14 protein-coding genes are annotated in these 16456 nt (G+C 60.4%); 9 read left to right on the forward strand and 5 right to left on the reverse strand.

The window, feature by feature from the left end:
* Window positions 1-141 precede the first annotated feature (141 nt).
* The 5 genes from ACODSR_RS20315 to ACODSR_RS20335 all read left to right on the forward strand — a co-directional run bounded on the left by ACODSR_RS20315 (window position 142) and on the right by ACODSR_RS20335 (window position 2903).
* Entirely contained in the window at window positions 142-408 is a 267-nt protein-coding gene (locus ACODSR_RS20315) for an HTH domain-containing protein (RefSeq protein ID WP_145907851.1), read from the forward strand.
* Window positions 409-572: 164 nt separating this feature from the next.
* Window positions 573-1481, forward strand: coding sequence for a recombinase family protein (locus ACODSR_RS20320; RefSeq protein WP_021317600.1), 909 nt, complete (start codon window positions 573-575; stop codon window positions 1479-1481).
* Window positions 1478-1876, forward strand: a complete 399-nt coding sequence (locus ACODSR_RS20325) for a HEPN domain-containing protein (RefSeq protein WP_221214802.1) — start codon at window positions 1478-1480, stop codon at window positions 1874-1876. Before ACODSR_RS20320 ends, ACODSR_RS20325 begins: the two co-directional genes overlap by 4 nt.
* A gap of 78 nt (window positions 1877-1954) precedes the next feature.
* Window positions 1955-2623, forward strand: coding sequence for a ParA family protein (locus ACODSR_RS20330; protein ID WP_066564817.1), 669 nt, complete (start codon window positions 1955-1957; stop codon window positions 2621-2623).
* Complete coding sequence (locus ACODSR_RS20335) at window positions 2616-2903, forward strand: ribbon-helix-helix domain-containing protein (RefSeq protein WP_021238836.1); 288 nt, start codon at window positions 2616-2618, stop codon at window positions 2901-2903. The genes ACODSR_RS20330 and ACODSR_RS20335 overlap by 8 nt, the downstream gene beginning before the upstream one ends.
* A gap of 32 nt (window positions 2904-2935) precedes the next feature.
* On the opposite strand, the gene ACODSR_RS20340 is transcribed toward ACODSR_RS20335, so the two are convergent.
* From ACODSR_RS20340 to ACODSR_RS20350, 3 genes are all read right to left on the reverse strand, one after another.
* On the reverse strand, window positions 2936-3991 hold the full coding sequence (locus ACODSR_RS20340; RefSeq protein ID WP_030092293.1) for a replication initiator protein A: 1056 nt from the start codon (window positions 3989-3991) through the stop codon (window positions 2936-2938).
* Window positions 3992-4573: 582 nt separating this feature from the next.
* The gene (locus ACODSR_RS20345) at window positions 4574-4810 is read right to left on the reverse strand and encodes a conjugal transfer protein TraD (protein ID WP_021238840.1); all 237 of its coding nucleotides are present in this window, start codon (window positions 4808-4810) and stop codon (window positions 4574-4576) included.
* Between the two features lie 94 nt (window positions 4811-4904).
* On the reverse strand, window positions 4905-5153 hold the full coding sequence (locus ACODSR_RS20350; RefSeq protein ID WP_030092294.1) for a conjugal transfer protein TraD: 249 nt from the start codon (window positions 5151-5153) through the stop codon (window positions 4905-4907).
* A 174-nt stretch (window positions 5154-5327) separates the two neighbouring features.
* Here ACODSR_RS20350 and traA point away from each other — a divergent pair, with 174 nt between their 5' ends.
* The 4 genes from traA to ACODSR_RS20370 are packed head-to-tail and all read left to right on the forward strand — an operon-like array spanning window position 5328 to window position 9849.
* Window positions 5328-8417 carry a Ti-type conjugative transfer relaxase TraA gene (gene traA, locus ACODSR_RS20355; protein ID WP_021238842.1) on the forward strand — a complete coding sequence of 1030 codons (3090 nt, stop codon included), beginning with the start codon at window positions 5328-5330 and terminating at the stop codon, window positions 8415-8417.
* Between the two features lie 9 nt (window positions 8418-8426).
* Window positions 8427-9128, forward strand: a complete 702-nt coding sequence (locus ACODSR_RS20360; protein WP_021238843.1) for a DUF6118 family protein — start codon at window positions 8427-8429, stop codon at window positions 9126-9128.
* A 2-nt stretch (window positions 9129-9130) separates the two neighbouring features.
* The gene (locus ACODSR_RS20365) at window positions 9131-9526 is read left to right on the forward strand and encodes a hypothetical protein (protein ID WP_030092288.1); all 396 of its coding nucleotides are present in this window, start codon (window positions 9131-9133) and stop codon (window positions 9524-9526) included.
* Between the two features lie 50 nt (window positions 9527-9576).
* Entirely contained in the window at window positions 9577-9849 is a 273-nt protein-coding gene (locus tag ACODSR_RS20370) for a WGR domain-containing protein (RefSeq protein WP_021238845.1), read from the forward strand.
* Window positions 9850-9911: 62 nt separating this feature from the next.
* On the opposite strand, the gene ACODSR_RS20375 is transcribed toward ACODSR_RS20370, so the two are convergent.
* Together ACODSR_RS20375 and ACODSR_RS20380 are read right to left on the reverse strand one after the other, a co-directional pair.
* Window positions 9912-10190 (reverse strand): BrnA antitoxin family protein, encoded by a 279-nt coding sequence (locus tag ACODSR_RS20375; protein ID WP_021317602.1) that lies wholly within the window; start codon window positions 10188-10190, stop codon window positions 9912-9914.
* 191 nt (window positions 10191-10381) lie between these two features.
* Window positions 10382-15940: an autotransporter domain-containing protein gene (locus tag ACODSR_RS20380; protein ID WP_489078369.1), complete on the reverse strand. Its 5559-nt coding sequence runs from the start codon at window positions 15938-15940 to the stop codon at window positions 10382-10384.
* Between the last annotated feature and the right edge of the window lie 516 nt (window positions 15941-16456).

Below are 16456 nucleotides of genomic sequence, written 5' to 3' on the forward strand. Positions count from 1 at the left end.
GTAACTGGCTGCTGGCTGCTGGCTGCTGGCTGCTGGCTGCTGGCTGCTGGCTGCTTGGCGGCATCTTTGGGGGGTATTGCAGAGACTTTAGTTGTCTTTGGCGGGTCGCAAATATTCCTGTAATTTACAAGGTTACCGCAAATGACCAACATAGATAATTTCAATATAATTGAAGCTAGCAAAAGTTTTAAAAAAAAATACGGAATAGATCTCCTTAGGGAAGAGGCTAAAATTCTCATTCTTTTGGAAAAGCACGGCGGGCTTTCTACAAAAAATCTAATGAGTTTTCTAAATATATCAAACAGGGGGTTTTATTTAAAAATAAAATCCTTAACTGAAGAAGGGAAAATATATACTGAGGAATGCAAAACAGACAGAAGAGTTAAAATAATAAAGATAAAAAATTAAATTAATTAATAATATGAGGTTGGCACGCCAAATTTTATTGAGTGAGGTTTGCTTGATCCAAAAATCACAAGTTTTGCATAAGTCGGAAAACCACCTAAATCTGCGGCTCTCGGGTATGCGAAAGATATTTGCATAAAGAAGGGCATTTCGGTTATAGTTTGGGCATGACCATTTATGGCTATGCCCGCGTCTCAACAGACGGCCAGACTCTCGATGCACAGCGAGCGGCACTTGTCGCCGCTGGGGCTGCGAAGGTGTTCCACGAAACCGCGAGTGGCATAAAGAGCGATCGCAAGGAGCTGGCGAAGGCGCTCAAGGTGCTGGGAGCAGGGGATACGCTGATCGTTACCCGTCTCGACCGACTGGCGCGCTCAACGCGCGATCTGCTCAACATTCTCGACACGGTGGCAAGGGCAGGGGCGTTGTTCCGCTCGCTCGGTGATCCGTGGGCCGATACCACAACCCCACATGGCCGCTTAATGCTGACGGTGCTGGGCGGGCTGGCCGAGTTTGAGCGCGAGCTGATCGTTACGCGGACAGGGGAGGGGCGCGCCCGCGCCGTGGCGCGCGGACAGCATATGGGACGCCCGCCAATGCTCACCGCCCATCAACGCACCGAAGCCCTGCGCGCGCTGGCCGATGGCAGCGCAACGCAAGCGGATCTCGCGCGCCGGTTCAACGTCAGCCAAAGCACCATATCCCGCCTTGGGAACAAGCTCATCCCCGCAAAGGCCCAACCACCATTGGATTCGGATACTGAGCGCGCAGCGCGGGTGTTCATGAGCCGCATATCAGGCCGCTACGCCGTTGATCGCGCCATTCTGTTCGGAAGCCGCGCCCGTCGCACACACAACGCGACAAGTGACGCTGATATTGCCGTGGTGCTGAAAGGCGAACACGGCAAACGGTCAACCACGGCAATCGACATGGCGGGCATCGCGTTCGACGTAATGCTGGAAACCGGAATCCTGGTCGAAGCCCTGCCGCTGTGGGGCGACGAAATGGAAAACCCTGAACAATTCAGCAATCCCGCCCTGATCCGCACGATCCAGCGTGAAGGGGTAGCCCTGTGAGCAAGCCCGTCACACCGGCATCCTATATGCGGAAGGCGGCTCAAGCCTTGGCAAGCGCGCATCAATTGCTTGCCGGTGGTGATGCTGATGGCGCTTGTAACCGCGCTTATTATGCCATGTTCGACGCCGCTCACGCGGCGCTCCGTTCTGCCAACGTCGCGGAAACCGCTTCCGCTACCAAAACCCATAGAGGATTGATTGCGGCCTTCGGTCAGCATCTTGTCCTTGGCGGACACGTCGCGTCAGAACTCGGCAGTTCGCTTAACAAGGTCGAGCGTCTCCGCCTGCTCGCTGATTACACGGGTGATCCTGTCAGCGACGATGACGCCGTATGGGCAGTCGGGCAGGCTGATATTTTCGTTGCGGCAATCCGCGATGCATTCGGCATCGCGTAGCCGCCTGCTTTCCTGAATGTTGACGCGCCGCTTCAAATCGGCAAACTATCAATAATTCATCCCTGAAAGTTTGCAAACATGAAAATTATCACGATTGCAGCGCAGAAAGGCGGTGCAGGAAAAACAACCCTGGCCGTTAATCTAGCTGTTGCCGCCCAGGCCGGAGGGATCAAAACTGCTCTGATCGACCTCGATCCGCAGGAAAGCGCAACCGCGTGGAGCGAGAGGCGAACAGCTGAACTGCCCCACGTCGAACCATTAAGCGCCCGTAGATTATCTCCCTGGATCAATGCAGCTGAAGCCGAAGGCTTTGCGCTGGCGATCATCGACACACCGCCTGCGGCAGGCGCAGAAGCAGCAGAGGCCGTGCAGCGTTCGGATATGGTTTTGATACCATGCCGACCTTCCCTGATCGACCTAGAGGCAATCAAACGCACCGCGCAGCTTATCACAGCGACCGGCAAGCAGGCCTTCGTCGTCCTGAATGGCGCACCGCCAACCGCCACTGCCTTGTTAGACGATGCTCGCACGTTGGCCGAGGCAACCGGCTTACAGGTTGCCCGCGCGGTAATCCGTGAGCGTAGTAGCTTTCGAGCTGCGTGGCCGTATGGCCTAGGCGTGATTGAGCATGAGCCGGAAGGGAAGGCCGCATTAGAGATTGCAGCTTTGCGAGATTTCATATTTGAATATTTGCAAATTATCAAACCGTCACATGTGAAGACGAAAGGTAAGGCTGCACATGGCTAGAAAATCCCTATTATCCGCCGCTATCGAGCGGCCGCAGGCCGAGGCTAACGAAAACACTATCCCGCAGCCTGTGGCAGATGCTGTACGGGCAGAGGCCAAGCGACCTAACAGTAACGCAGGCAAGTATCACTTGGGCGGCTATTTCGATCAGGATGATCCGACCGCTGAAGCCTTCCGCGTATTGGCTGCAAAGACCCGCCGCAAACAACAAGACTTATTGGGGGAGGCAATCAGCGACCTTGTGGCGAAGTATGATGCGCGAGCTAAATTCGGGTCATGACAAAACGCATCCGCGATCCCATGCTGGCACTGCTAGCGCAATGGATTACGTTCGTGTCGCTTTTTGCACCAGCCTAGAAAGGCAGCATCCGCATTCTTGAGGGGTTGCTGCCCCTTGTCATCCCAGAAGGCGAGATAATCACCCTTGAGCGCGTAAACATCATATCCTGGCGCGACCGTGCGGGCCTTTTCCAGGGCCTGGTTGGAGATCATAGGGAACAGCGTTTCTTGGGGCAGGGCCTTTCCCGCGCGGGGCGTGAAAGTCACCTGATCGCGGGTGTTGTCAAAGCTCAGCGCATAGTCCGGAAAATGACCATGGGCATCGTCCTGGTCCACAATTGTCTTGATGAGACGCCGAAACTCAAAGTCGGTCGATTTGGACCCGCATTTGCGTTGCAGCGTATCCAGACCGAATTTGACAGCTTTGCCCGGCCACCCGCAATGCTTGCGGGCAATCTCGTATAGCCGCCTTTCCAGCGGCTTCCGTAGCCGAAAATATTGGCGGTTCAGGGTCAGCACTTCATTGGAACGGATCGCGTTGAACACCCAATCCGATAGCCGCACCTCGACCTCTTGCATCCGGCCTTCTCGCGTTTCGCGCATGATCCTCACACGATCGATCAGGCTGAAAATATCCAGCGCCTCAGTCCCACCAGTCAGGATATTGGTTTCAATTTGCGTTCCCTGAAGGCGTTTAAAGGCGCTGCGTAGCTGCTCATAGCCCCGGCCATCAGTTCCCCGATTGGTCGCCACCAATAGGTCATAGGCCTTGAAGCGCACGACCTGGTTGACTGGCTGTCCGGAGTTTAGCGCCGCCATGAGCTGGCTGATGCAATAGATCAGCACATCCCGGTCGTGAACTGTCGCCAGCCCCAGCTCGCCGGGAGACACGCGAACGAAGGTGGAGCCGTTGCGATATTCCCGCGCGGTCAGATCAGGCTTGGTGGAGATGCTGAATAAGGGATGCTCCATCGAGGCCATGTCCCCTTTGGGAGCGGCATCGAAAACGTCGCATACGAAAAAGTCCTGCTGAGGATAACGATCCGGTAGGAGAGGGGAGCGATCATCTGGATTCGTGTTATCACCCATAGCTGATACCTATCGTGTTTTCACCCATGGACCAATAGGCTTCGTGCTTTCACCCATTGAGCTGTGGACAACCCCTGTTTTCCTTTCGTGTTATCACCCATGATCTTTCGTGTTATCACCCATGATCTTTCGTGTTATCACCCATGAGAGTATTTTATAACTAACTGATTCAAAACAGAAAATCGGCACTTTATTTCAGCGTAACACAGATTCTAACACAATATAACACAAGGGCATTTTGGGAAAGCGAGGTGCGTTCCCCCACAGTAAAGCAAGGCAAGCGGAATTGGCCTAACGGCCAATGCGCTGTTTGGTGCGTGACGGCGATGCCGTCACAGGGCGACCTGCGGTCGCTGGGCTTCCGAGGGGGAAGTGGGGCGGGCGCAGCGTCCAATCGGACCCTAGCGCCTTGTGGAGGGGGCAGGGGCCGGCCAGGAGGCGAGGATTGGGCCTTCTCCCTTCCGCTGCACCCTTAGTTCCGATCGCGTGCCCTGTGGCCGCTCAGCCGGGAGCGCATGGCCGCTGTCGTCGTCGGTCAGCGCCCACATATCCTTGCCCGCGAAGCACCAGACCGAAACAGCGTCATCCGTCATTGTCCAACCTCTCAGGCGAGACCGCCTCCGCATCGAACGCCCGCTTGCCGCGCCGCTTCCAGAGCGCCAGCACGTCGCCGGCATCATCGCCTCGGGCGCGGGCCGCGCAATCCAGTAGAGCGCCGTAGAGGGTGGCGCGATCGTCGTCGGCGAGATCGACCAGGCCGGCTTTCTGGACGAGGCCGCCCAGTTCTATGAGATGGCGGGTTCGTTCGCGGCGTTGCACGACCCATCCTCTCGTATCGGTGCGGCGCGCGGCGGCTTCAACGCGGCGTAGCGCTTGCCCGGTTCGCGCCATCGCCTTGGCGGTCGCCGCGACATTATCCGCGAGCTTTCTTCCCGCGCCGCTGAAAGAAGGCGGAACCTTTCGCGCGCCACGCCTCCTTTTCTTCCGTGCTGGCCGATTCCACAGCGGCAAGCAGTGCGCCCGCCAGCGTATCGAGATCGAGCGCATCGGCTCCGGTGGACGTGACAAGCTCGCCAAGCTGCTGGACCTTCTTCACCTTCAACGCCCTGGCCTTGTCGCCAAGGGCTTTCAGCTCCGCGTCATAGTCGCGCGTTTTGCGCATCATTCTCTCCCTCGTGCCCGAAAACTGAAGCCGCAGGATAGCATGATCGCGCGCGCGAGGAACCGTTCCGAACAAAAAATGCGGCGAAGTCAATCACAGGAACGACAGGGAGTGTGAGTGCGCGCTTATACGTCGTTGCCGACGTGCGCTAAGAAAGGCAGTATAGCGGCCGTCATGGCGATCTACCATTTCTCAGCCAAGGTCATCAGCCGCGCCAATGGATCGAGCGCGGTTGCATCGGCCGCCTATCGTTCGGCGTCCGAGCTGCACGATGACCGACTCGGGCGTATCCAAGATTTCTCGAACAAGGCCGGTGTCGTCCATTCGGAAATCATGCTGCCCGAGGGTGCGCCGGAGCGTTTAAACGATCGCGCGACCTTGTGGAACGAGGTCGAGGCCGGCGAGAAACGCAAGGACGCGCAGCTTGCCCGCGAGGTTGAGTTTTCAATTCCGCGCGAAATGAATCAGGCGCAGGGCGTCGAGCTGGCGCGCGATTTCGTGAACAAGCAGTTCGTCGAACGCGGCATGGTCGCGGACCTCAATGTGCATTGGGACATGGGCAAGGACGGCCAGCCCAAGCCGCACGCGCACGTCATGCTGTCGATGCGCGAGGTAGGGCCGGAGGGGTTCGGCCAGAAGGTGCGCGAGTGGAACAGCGCCGAGCTTTTGAAAGGGTGGCGCGAGGCATGGGCCGATCATGTCAACGAACGGCTTGCGTCGCTCGATATTGATGCGCGGATCGACCATCGCACATTAGCGGCGCAGGGGATCGAGCTTGAGCCGCAGCACAAGATCGGGCCGGCAGCATCGCGGATGCCCGAACAGGGGCTTGAGGCCGAGCGGGTCGAGGACCATGCCCGGATCGCGCGCGCGAATGGCGAGAAGATCATTGCCGAGCCGGGGATCGCATTGGACGCGATCACGCGGCAACAGGCGACGTTCACCACCCGCGACCTGGCGATGTTCGTCCATCGGCACAGCGACGGCAAGGACCAGTTCGATTCCGCTATGAGCGCGGTGAAGGCGTCGCCCGAGCTGGTGGGGCTGGGGCAGGACGGGAAAGGGCAGGAGCGGTTCACCTCGCGCGAGATGATCGCGGTCGAGCAGCGGCTTGAGCGGGCCGCTGACAGGCTTGCAGAGCGGGGAGGGCATGGTCTCCCGGCAGCGGCCGTTAGGGGGGTGGCCGCTACCGGGAGTGATAGCCTGGTGCTGGGAACCCAGCAGGAAGCCGCGTTGGCGCATATCACCAGCCGGAACGATCTTTCAATCGTGGTCGGCTATGCCGGCACCGGCAAGTCGGCCATGCTGGGCGTGGCGCGCGACGAATGGGAGCGCGCCGGCTACACGGTGCGCGGTGCCGCCCTGTCGGGGATCGCGGCCGAGGGGCTGGAAGGCGGATCGGGCATCGCCTCGCGCACGATCGCCAGCCTCGAATATCAGTGGGGGCAGGGCCGCGAGCAGCTCGGGCCGCGCGACGTGCTGGTGATCGACGAGGCCGGGATGATCGGCACGCGCCAGATGGAGCGCGTGCTTGGCGAAGCCGAACGGGCCGGGGCCAAGGTCGTGCTTGTCGGCGATGCCGAGCAGTTGCAGGCGATCGAGGCGGGTGCCGCGTTCCGGGCGCTGGCCGAGCGGCACGGTGCCGCCGAGATCAGCGAGATACGCCGACAGCATGAGGATTGGCAGAAGGACGCCACGCGGGCGCTGGCGACCGGCAGGACCGGCGAGGCGATCCATGCCTATGAGCGTCATGGGATGGTCGAGGCGGCCGACACGCGCGAGCAGGCGCGTGCCGAGCTGGTGGACGGTTGGGACGCGCAGCGCCTTGCCGATCCGGACAAGAGCCGGATCATCCTCACCCACACCAATGCCGAGGTTCGCGATTTGAACCTGGCCGCGCGCGCACGCTTGCGTGACTCGGCTGCGCTTGGTCCCGACGTGGAGGTGAAGGCCGAGCGGGGCGCGCGGGAGTTCGCCAGCGGCGACCGCATCATGTTCCTCAAGAACGAGCGCGGGCTTGGGGTGAAGAACGGCACGCTGGGTAAGGTCGAGCGGGTTACGCCAGAGCATATGGCGGTCCGGCTCGACGACGGTCGATCGGTCGCGTTCGACCTGAAAGACTATGCCCATGTCGATCATGGCTATGCGGCGACCATCCATAAATCGCAGGGCGTGACGGTCGATCGGGCGCACGTCCTCGCCACCCCCGGCATGGACCGCCATTCGGCTTATGTCGGCTTGTCGCGACACCGTGACGGGGTGCAGCTCCATTACGGGCGCGACGACTTCGCCGATCAGCGCCAGCTTGTCCGCACCCTGTCGCGCGAGCGGTCGAAGGATATGGCGTCGGATTATCCGATGTATCGGGACCGCGACGCCGAGGTTCGTGACTTCGCCGATCGGCGCGGGTTGTCGGGCGAGATCCGCTTGCCGGATGCGCCCGAGAGGCAGGGGGTCGAGATCTTTGCGCCTCGCCGTGGATATTCGCGCGAAGTGCGTGAGGATCCACGGCCGATCAGCCGCGGCGATCAGGAGGCGAAGGCCGCGGGTGAGCGTCAGCCGCGGCGGGGCATGTTCGACGGATTCAAGCCGAAGCCGATCGAGCGACCCGCGCCGGGGCGTGTCCAGGGCGAGAAACCCAAGCGCGGCATGTTCGACGGGTTGAAGCTCGACGCGACGCCGGCGACGCCTTCGCCCGCGCGGGCCGATCGCGGCGAGGACCGCGCCTTCGCGCGCGCTGTCGAGCGGACCTCGCGCTCGGCCGAGGTGGTGTTGCAGGCGCGGGCATCGGGTGCGCCGATCCTTGAGCATCAGAAGGTCGCGCTCGAGCGCGCGATCCATGCGCTCGATACGCTCCGGCCGGGGGCTTCGGACGATATGACGGAGGCGATGAAGCGCAATCCTGAATTGCTGCGCGAAGCGGCGGCGGGGCGCAGCGGCCCGATGATCGAGGCGATGGCCCGAGAAGCCCGCGTGCGCGTCGATCCGGCTTTGCGCGCCGATCGGTTCGTGGAACGCTGGCAGGGCCTCAGCGCCGATCGGGACCGCCTCTATCGCGCCGGCGACATGTCGGGCCGGGAAAAGGCGGGGCAGGAAATGGCGGGCATGGCGAAAAGCCTTGAGCGCGATCCCCAGGTTGAATCGCTCCTGCGCGGCCGTAGTCGCGAGTTGGGGCTTGAGAGGGGCATCAACCAGAGCCGTGAGCTTGCCCGCGAGCTGACCCGCGATTTGGGGCTCGGCAGGGGCTTGGGGATGAGCCGGTAAGGAGAGGATATGGACGACGACCGCGAAGACATGGGCGAGGATGACGCGGCGCGGGCATTCGCCCAGCTTGGCCGCGAGGTGTCGTTGCTGCGCAGTGCCATCGAGGGACTGACGGCCGCGCGCGAGTCCATCGAGATACCCGATTATCAGCCGACGCTTGAGCGCACGGAGAAAATATTGGTGGCGCTCGCCCAGCGGATCGATCCCATCGCCAAAAGTCCGCTATTGTCGATGACCCCGGATTCCATGACGAGCCAGATCGCGACGGCGGCGAGCGGCGCGCGCCGCGAGGACGCGCGGCTTGTCGCCGAGGCACGCGCAGGGCTGGACAAGGCCGCCCGCGAGATCGGCAACCGGCTAGCATCCGCGCGCCGGGGCGACGAGCAGAACCGCTGGCTGGTGTGGGCCGGATTGGGCGGCGTGGTGTTGGGGATGTTGCTCTACGCCCTGGCGCAAATACCGCTCGCGCTTCTCGCGCCGACAAGCTGGCGCTGGCCCGAGCGCCTGGCGACGCGCGTTCTGGACGAGGGTAGCCCGTGGGAAGCAGGGCAACACCTGATGCAGACGGCCGCGCCCGAGAGCTGGGGCGTGATCGTCGCGGCGGCACCGCTCGCGGATGGCAACCGCGAGGCTATTCAGACGTGCCGCGAGAAGGCCGCCAAGGCCAAGAAGGCGGTGCGCTGCACGATCGACGTGAAGGCGGCGCAATAGGCATGGAGGTTTCGACCGAATTGGACCGAAATACTTTGGTGGCCTTGCTCGACCGGATGATACGCGCCGAGGCGCTTGGCGATGCCCCGCCCCAGGCCGAACGGGGCGACTGGATGTTCGGCAGCGTCGATCCCACCGAGTTCACCGAACCCGATGAGCATGGCTGGATGGCGATAGTACCGTCCTCCCTGCCCAGGATATGGATACCGCGCGCGCTGTGCTTCTGGCGCATGGTGGTGTCGATCGGTGGCACGATCAGCTTGGAGCAACTGGCGCATCCCGCCCATTCGTTGGCGCGATGGCCGGCGATCGAGCAGGCCGTGCGGTCGTATCTGGCGATTTCCGCCCCCGATCTCATCCTCATTGATTCAGCGCGTGAATCAGCGACGCGCCATTGAGTCAGATAAGTCGTCGGACTTCGCAAAGCTGATTTTGTAGGCTCCGCGCCATGTTCGGCGCGAACCTTCCTCTGCCTGATCCGATCGAGCTGGTGGCGCTCGACCCGGCCCGCAACATTCGCCGGCGCTACAGCATCACCGCCAGCCTCGACCTCTTTGGCATGATCGTCGTCGAAACCCGCTGGGGGCGGATCGGCGCGCGCGGTCAGGCGCAGGCCCGAGCCTTCGCCGATCGCGCGGCGGCCGAGCGGCATATCGCCGCGACCCTGAGCCGGCGCGATACCGCCGAGAGCCGGATCGGCGTCGCCTACCGTCCGCTATAGGCATCTCTAGCATTGACTTCGCCTCCCCCTGCAGGCGGAGGAATAAGGCACTTTGGAAGCGATCAGGCGCGAGTTTCCGTGATATAGAGACGAAGCACGCGATTGATCTCGGTCTGGTATCCTCGACCTTCCGCGTGATCCTTAAACCAGGCCACGACATCGGCGTCGAGCCGAAGCGTGACCGGCTTCTTGACGGGCTTGTAAAGGCCAGGTCGGCGCGCATGCAGCCAAGCCTCAGGGGAAGTCTCATGAGTATCGACAGTATCGATCTGATCATCCGGCAGTGAAGCCAGCTTGTTGAGTTGATCCTGCAACGCGGCCTCAAGGGGTTTCTTGCTCATATCGTCGTCTCTCGTGCTTTGTTACCTTGCAGGCGCTGACGATCGGGTTAAAAATCACCGTTTGGCTTTCGCTAAGCGTTGCTCAGCGTACCATCTATGGCCTTTCCTCGGATATTTAAGAACAAGGGGACGGAAGCGAGCTTCCATCCCCTTGGGTAACATCTACGTTAGTTCATTTTGGTCTTTGGGGGTCAGAACCGGACGTTGATGCCACCACGCGCTTCGGCACCCTTCTGAGAGCCACCGAAATTGAGACCGCCTTGGACAAAGACGCCGATGCGTTCTTTGAACAGTGCGCTGATTCCGCCGTCAATGGAGCCGAAGCCCTTCGGATCGACACCCTTCAGAGTGAATGGGCTTCCACCCGTCGCGAAGGCAAATTCACGGCTGCTGCCGACATCCCCCTGGAAGGTGTAGCTCAGCTTGCCGAAGGGACGGATGGAGACGTCGCCGCCATTGGACAGTTCTGCACCCAGGCGAACGCCCAGTTCAGGCACGAATACTGTCTTGGAGTCGCGTCCGGCAGTCAGGCCGATACCTGCTCCACCCTGTTCGGTGAAGCCACCCAGCGTCCAGTGACGTAGCGCCAGCTTGCCAAAGGGCAGGACAGTGACGCCCGAACCGGCCAGCACGTCATAACCCAGTTCGACATTGCCGTCCCACTGGCGACCCTTGAAGGATGCCGTGATCGTGCGATCAAGCACGGTCAGATCGCGGGTGACGTCGAAGTTGGAAAAGCCATAGACGAACTGTGCACCGGCCTGGATCGGTCCAAAGACATGCTTCCAGTTGACGCCGAGCGAGTAGGTCTTGGCTTTCGCCGTTTCTGGGGTGCCGCGAGCGGCAATGTCGTGTTCAGCATAGGCGAAGCCGATACCGAAGGTGCCATTGTCCGCATAACCCAGGTTCAGGCCGATCGCTCCGCCATAGCTGTTGTCACGAATCTTCGATGCGCCCGAATTCGTGTCGCCATAGCGGGCGAAGCGACCAACCGGATTGATCCACACGCCGTTGCTGCCAATGGCTGCTGCGGTCTCGAACGATTCGGTCAGGGCTGAATTCTGCTCGATCGCCGCCAGCGAACCATAGATTTCCGCCGATGACAGTTCATTGAACACCTGCGCCGCGCCCGCTTGGCTGAGACGCCAGTCGAGACCCGAGATGATGTTCGCGGCATCCTGCACCAGGCCGATCTCGCTCACCGTGGTGAATACCGATCCGCCATTGGCGTCGTCACTGATCTTCTGGACGATCGTTGGGATCAGCGCATCCAGTGCATTGGCGGCCGATACGGCATTGGGGTTAGTCGCCGCAGTAGCGTAACCGACACGTTTGGCGACGATCTTGACGGTCTTGGTCGCGTCATCCTTCTGCAGATCGAAGCTTACAAAGGGTGAACTGATCGACTGGTTGACAGTCGCGCTCACAGCGCTGTCCGTATCGCCATAGGTGAACAGCGTATAGCCATCTCCCGCCGAATAGATTGCATCCTTAGTCACATCGACCAGCACCTTGCCGCTCAGAGTGACCTTGCCCGTCACGTCGATACGCGAGGGGGTGGACTGAGCGGAGAAGCCATTGGCCGGCGTGGTGAAGAAGGGCACGGTCGCCCCTGCTTCGATCGGCCCAAGCACTTCGCTGCCGCCATTGGCCGTGCCGACCGACACCGGAGCGAAACGCACCAGTGACGGGCTCACCCCGACCACAGTCGTGCCCGTGTCCGACTGGCTATAGTCGCCATTCAGTACAACATGCACGCCAGAGATCGTTTCCACGCCTGCAGAGGTGATGCTGCCTCCGACAAGGCCACCGTCGATCAACGTCCGGCGACCGAAGACCAGTGAGCCGCCATCGACGACAATGTTACCCTGAATACCGATATAGGCACCATCTGCGTCGGTTGGGTCATAGGCAGGTCCCGTGATCTGCAATTCACCAGCACTAACGTTGATTGACCCGACATCGGCACTCCAGCGATTGAGGTCTACAGAATCCTCAATATAGGGGGCAAGATCGAGAACGAAAGTGCCCGCATCGGCCTTATTGACGCTGTTGACGCCCAGAATACGTACTGCACCGGTGCTATAAGTACCGAAGCCAAGTTCCTGTGCTTCCTTCGGCAGCACTGCTTCGGGAGTGTAGGTGGGTGAAGTCGGGGTTTTGAGGTTGAGGACATCAGCCCCCAGGAAACCCGATCCGTTGAGGTTCAGGACCGTATCGGTCAGGAATGCACCCGTTTCAGCGTCACGCTGGCCGACGATGTTGCCCAGTGTGACCGACCCGGCATTCAGGTTGACCGTTGCCTTCACGTCACTCGTCTTGATGTCTGGGGCGTCATCCCTACCGAAGGGGTCGGTAATAGTCGCATCGCCGACATAGACGCCGCCGCCCAGGAAGTTATTCTGGTCGAACGTATAGGTTTGCGCTGTCAGTGCTTCGGCAGGCGTGACCGTCTGGGTGGTGGTGGTGACGGTATCGATTTGGGTTTGGCTGTGATTATCGATTGATTGGCCCAACACCACCGTGCCCGCAATGCCGCCGCCATTGGTAAGGATGCCGGTCGCACCAGCGACATAGACATCGCCCCCGATCAGCGCGCCTGCGGCGTTGGTGACCGTCGCCGCGCCACCGATGCCGGTATATGCATTGGTGGTTTCGTCCTGGCGTAGGCCGACATTGTTGAGGTTGGTGCTCTTCGAGGTCGATGACACTACCGAATGCAGGGTATCGGCAATGACAGACCCCTCGATCATACCGGCATTGCTGACCGTGGCCGTCTTGTCGCCATCGGCATAGACGCTGCCGCCGATCTCGCTCTTGGTGCCGACCGCTACATTAGCGTCACCGCCAGCCAAGGTTGTGGCGTAAGACGCGCTGTTTTCGGTTGCTTCACCGGCGCTATTGTAGAGCGTGGTCGCTTCGCTGGCCGAGTTGGTGAAGTGGCTGTAGGCTTCAACGTTGCCATTTACTTTGGAACCATTGGCAATCGTCGCTGTGGCGGAGGAGAGGCCGGTTGCATAGACCGAACCGGATACCCCAATCTTGTCAGCCTTTTGCAGATCGCTGGCCGTATCGACCAGGATCGAAGCTGCGCCGCCGACATTGTTGCTGGTGGAACTGCTCACTTGCTTGGACACCTTGGGTACCAGCGAACCAAAGCTGGTCGAACCGGAAGCCGCTACCTTGCCCGCATAGTCAGTCGTGCTGCTAGACTGATAGTCGTTGCCATAGGCTGCCGTGGCGACAGCGTCCCCGCCGATAGTGCCGGTGACGGTGGTCGTCGCCTTTCCGCGCGTGGTGGAGCTTTCCGCGTTGCCAGCCACGGTTCCGGCGACTGCTACAGTTGCATCACCTACATCGGCGCTGGTGGCATAGCTGGAGGTGTATTTGTCGGAAGCTGTTGCTGTGCCCTCCGCCGGAACGCGCGTGAAGCTTCGCTCCTGTTTGGTGGTATAGTCAGTGCCATCCGCATTGGCATAAACGCCGCCAAAAGGATTGTCAGCGCTGCTGCCGACCACGCCGCCCTTGGCAACCGTGACGCTTGCGCCCGTTTGGCCATAGGCATTGACATTGCCAGACAGCGTGGCGGCCTTGCCCGTGGCCGCAACATCGACGGTGGAGGCACCGCCGACCGAATTGTAGCCGTAGTCATCAGTTCGCGCCAGACTGTCTGTGCGCGCTACGCTGGACGTGATCGTCTGCGATGCCGTCTGGGTGGAAGCACTGCTGACATCAGTACCCGATGCGCTCGAATATATCCCGCCTTCGACGGTGCCCGAAAGGGTGACACCGCTGTTGCCGGTGGCATAGGAGGACAGCGAAGGCACTACTCCGGCCTCGCCCTCAGCCAGCTTGCCGCTGACGGTGACGCTGCTGTCGCCACCTGCATTGGTGGTGGACGAAGAACTGGACGCGCTGGTCAGGCTGCGCGTGCCGTTGCCGCCCGACAAAACCTCAACCGATTTGCTTTCGCTGTTCGACTGGCTGTTCGCCGAGCCGGCTTGCGACGTCAGGCTACCATAAATTACGCCGGAAACGGTCGCGCTGCTCGCCTGGTCGGCGAGTTGGTTTACCGATCCATTGCCGTTGACGCCGAAATTCAGCGTGCCGTTGGCATTGGCATAAGTGCCGGTGACATTGCCGCCGGTGTGTGTCGTGACGGTCGTGGATTTGTCTTCGACAGAGGTCGTTACGACATCCAGCGCGGGCGGCGTCGCGATCGCGGTCGAAACCTTGGTCGTGTTGCTGCTGGTCGTCGCGTTGTCCGTGCCTTGACTGACCAAGCTGGTCGAACCGAATACAACACCGTCGTTGTTGTAAGTCACGTCACCACCCGCGCTCAGCGAGACATTGCCCTGCACTTGCCCACCAACTTCGTTGACGAAGCTGGCGGTGCCAGTGGTGGTTGCGCTGCGTGAGGTCGATTCGCTCTGGCTGGTTGTCTCGATCAGCGTAGCGCTGGTCGTGGTGCTACTGCCGACCTTGCCGCTGGAATTTGTCAGAGACCGGCGCGACGTGCCTGTGACATTGCCCTTGATCGTCCCGGCATTGTTCAGAACGACGCTATTGTCCCCGATGGCTGTGAAGTTGCCATCGACCGTCCCGGTCGCGCCGACCGCGCCGGTAGCGGCGCCGCCCGCCCCAACATTAGTGTCGCTATAGGTGTAGCCCGTGGGGGTCGAAGCATAATCATAGGCATTATTTGTAGCAGTCGAAGTAAGACTGACATTCCCGTCAACCGTGCCGTCGATCACTGTCGATGCGCTGCCTTGGCCATTTACGCTGACCGAACCTCCGACGCTGCCATCTTCGCCGACAGAAACGTCGGCGGCTTTGCCAACGGCAGTGCTGGTGGTTTTTGTTGAACCGCTGACCGGGACGGCGCCATCGACGACGCTGATATCCGTGTAGGTGGTAGAAGTGCCGTTCGAACTGGCATTCACATTGCCCGCAACCGCACCATCAATGGTTGCGCTGGCACCCCCGATGCCGGTCGCGCTGACAAGGGCCACATCGCCGTCACCGCCGACAGTTACATTGGCCGATCCGCCCCCGCGCGTGACGTCGTTGCGGACGGTGGTGGTGGTTACAGTGCCGCTGGTCACTGCATTGCTGCCGCCCACCGTTTCGGTCACGCCGCCGGCCGACGCGATGACATTGCGCGCCTTGGCGGAAACGGTCACTTCCGCGCCATTCAGGCCGGTCGCGTTCAGATTGCCGCGTACGCTGTCTTCAGCATCCGCCGCATCGCCGGCCTGCACAATGCTGGCTTTCCCACCAGCAAAGCTGGTCTTTGTAACGCCATCAACTGGCGCAGCGGCGGTATCCACCGTGATCGAGCTTGCCACGACATTACCCGACCGCACCGCGCCCGCAGCCGATGTCGTGATCGACACATTGCCCTGACCCGATGCCGTGATGCCGTTATAGATTTCGCCGCCATTAGTGATGGAGGCATCGCCGCCGAAGCCAACGGTGCGCAGCCCACCAGCGATCAGGCCGTTATTGGTGCCTTTGAAGCTGTTCGCTGCACCAGCCGCCGCACGGCCGTTGAAGATTGCGCCTGCGCCATCGGTCACTGAACCAGTCGCTGCATCGACCGCGCCGATCTTGCCATCGCTCAGAAATTCAATCTTGCCATCGCCTTGACCGGTGTTGGGATTCAGCACGATCGAATCGCCCAACACGACACCGGCTGACGGCACCGTCAGCTTTAGATTTGCGTCGTCGGGGGCCGTGATTGCAGTCACGATCGCCGCATTCACGGTGGTACCGGGCACCGACGTCGCGGGTGCGACTGGAGCGGGCACGCTGACATCACGCGCTTGTGCGGCGGAAGCCGCCATAAAAGCGACCGGAATAGCTGTCGAAATAAGCAGCGATTTTTGGAAATTCTTGAGCATGTTTCTACCATTTCCTTAGTGTTCTCAGGCGGCATAAAATGCCGCGCCCATTCGCTAATATTTAGCGGAGGGCGATCTGAGTTTTTTAAAATATGTGATTAGTTGGCGGTTGCAGCCATATAAATATTGGTCACGACATCAATTCCCCCCGGAAACCTAAATGATTGCACGCGACTGCATAGCTACGATATGATCGTAGCTTCGCCGTCAATTTGCGGGTGTATTGACATAAATGGCAATCACAACAGCTATCGACTGCAAAAAATGCATGTAAATAGTTCTAATGGTTGCGCGGAATTACAAATATTGTAACTGGCTGCTGGCTGCTGGCTGCTGGCTGCTGGCTGCTGGCTGCTGGCTGCT

This window comes from Sphingobium sp. FG125, assembly GCF_057809795.1.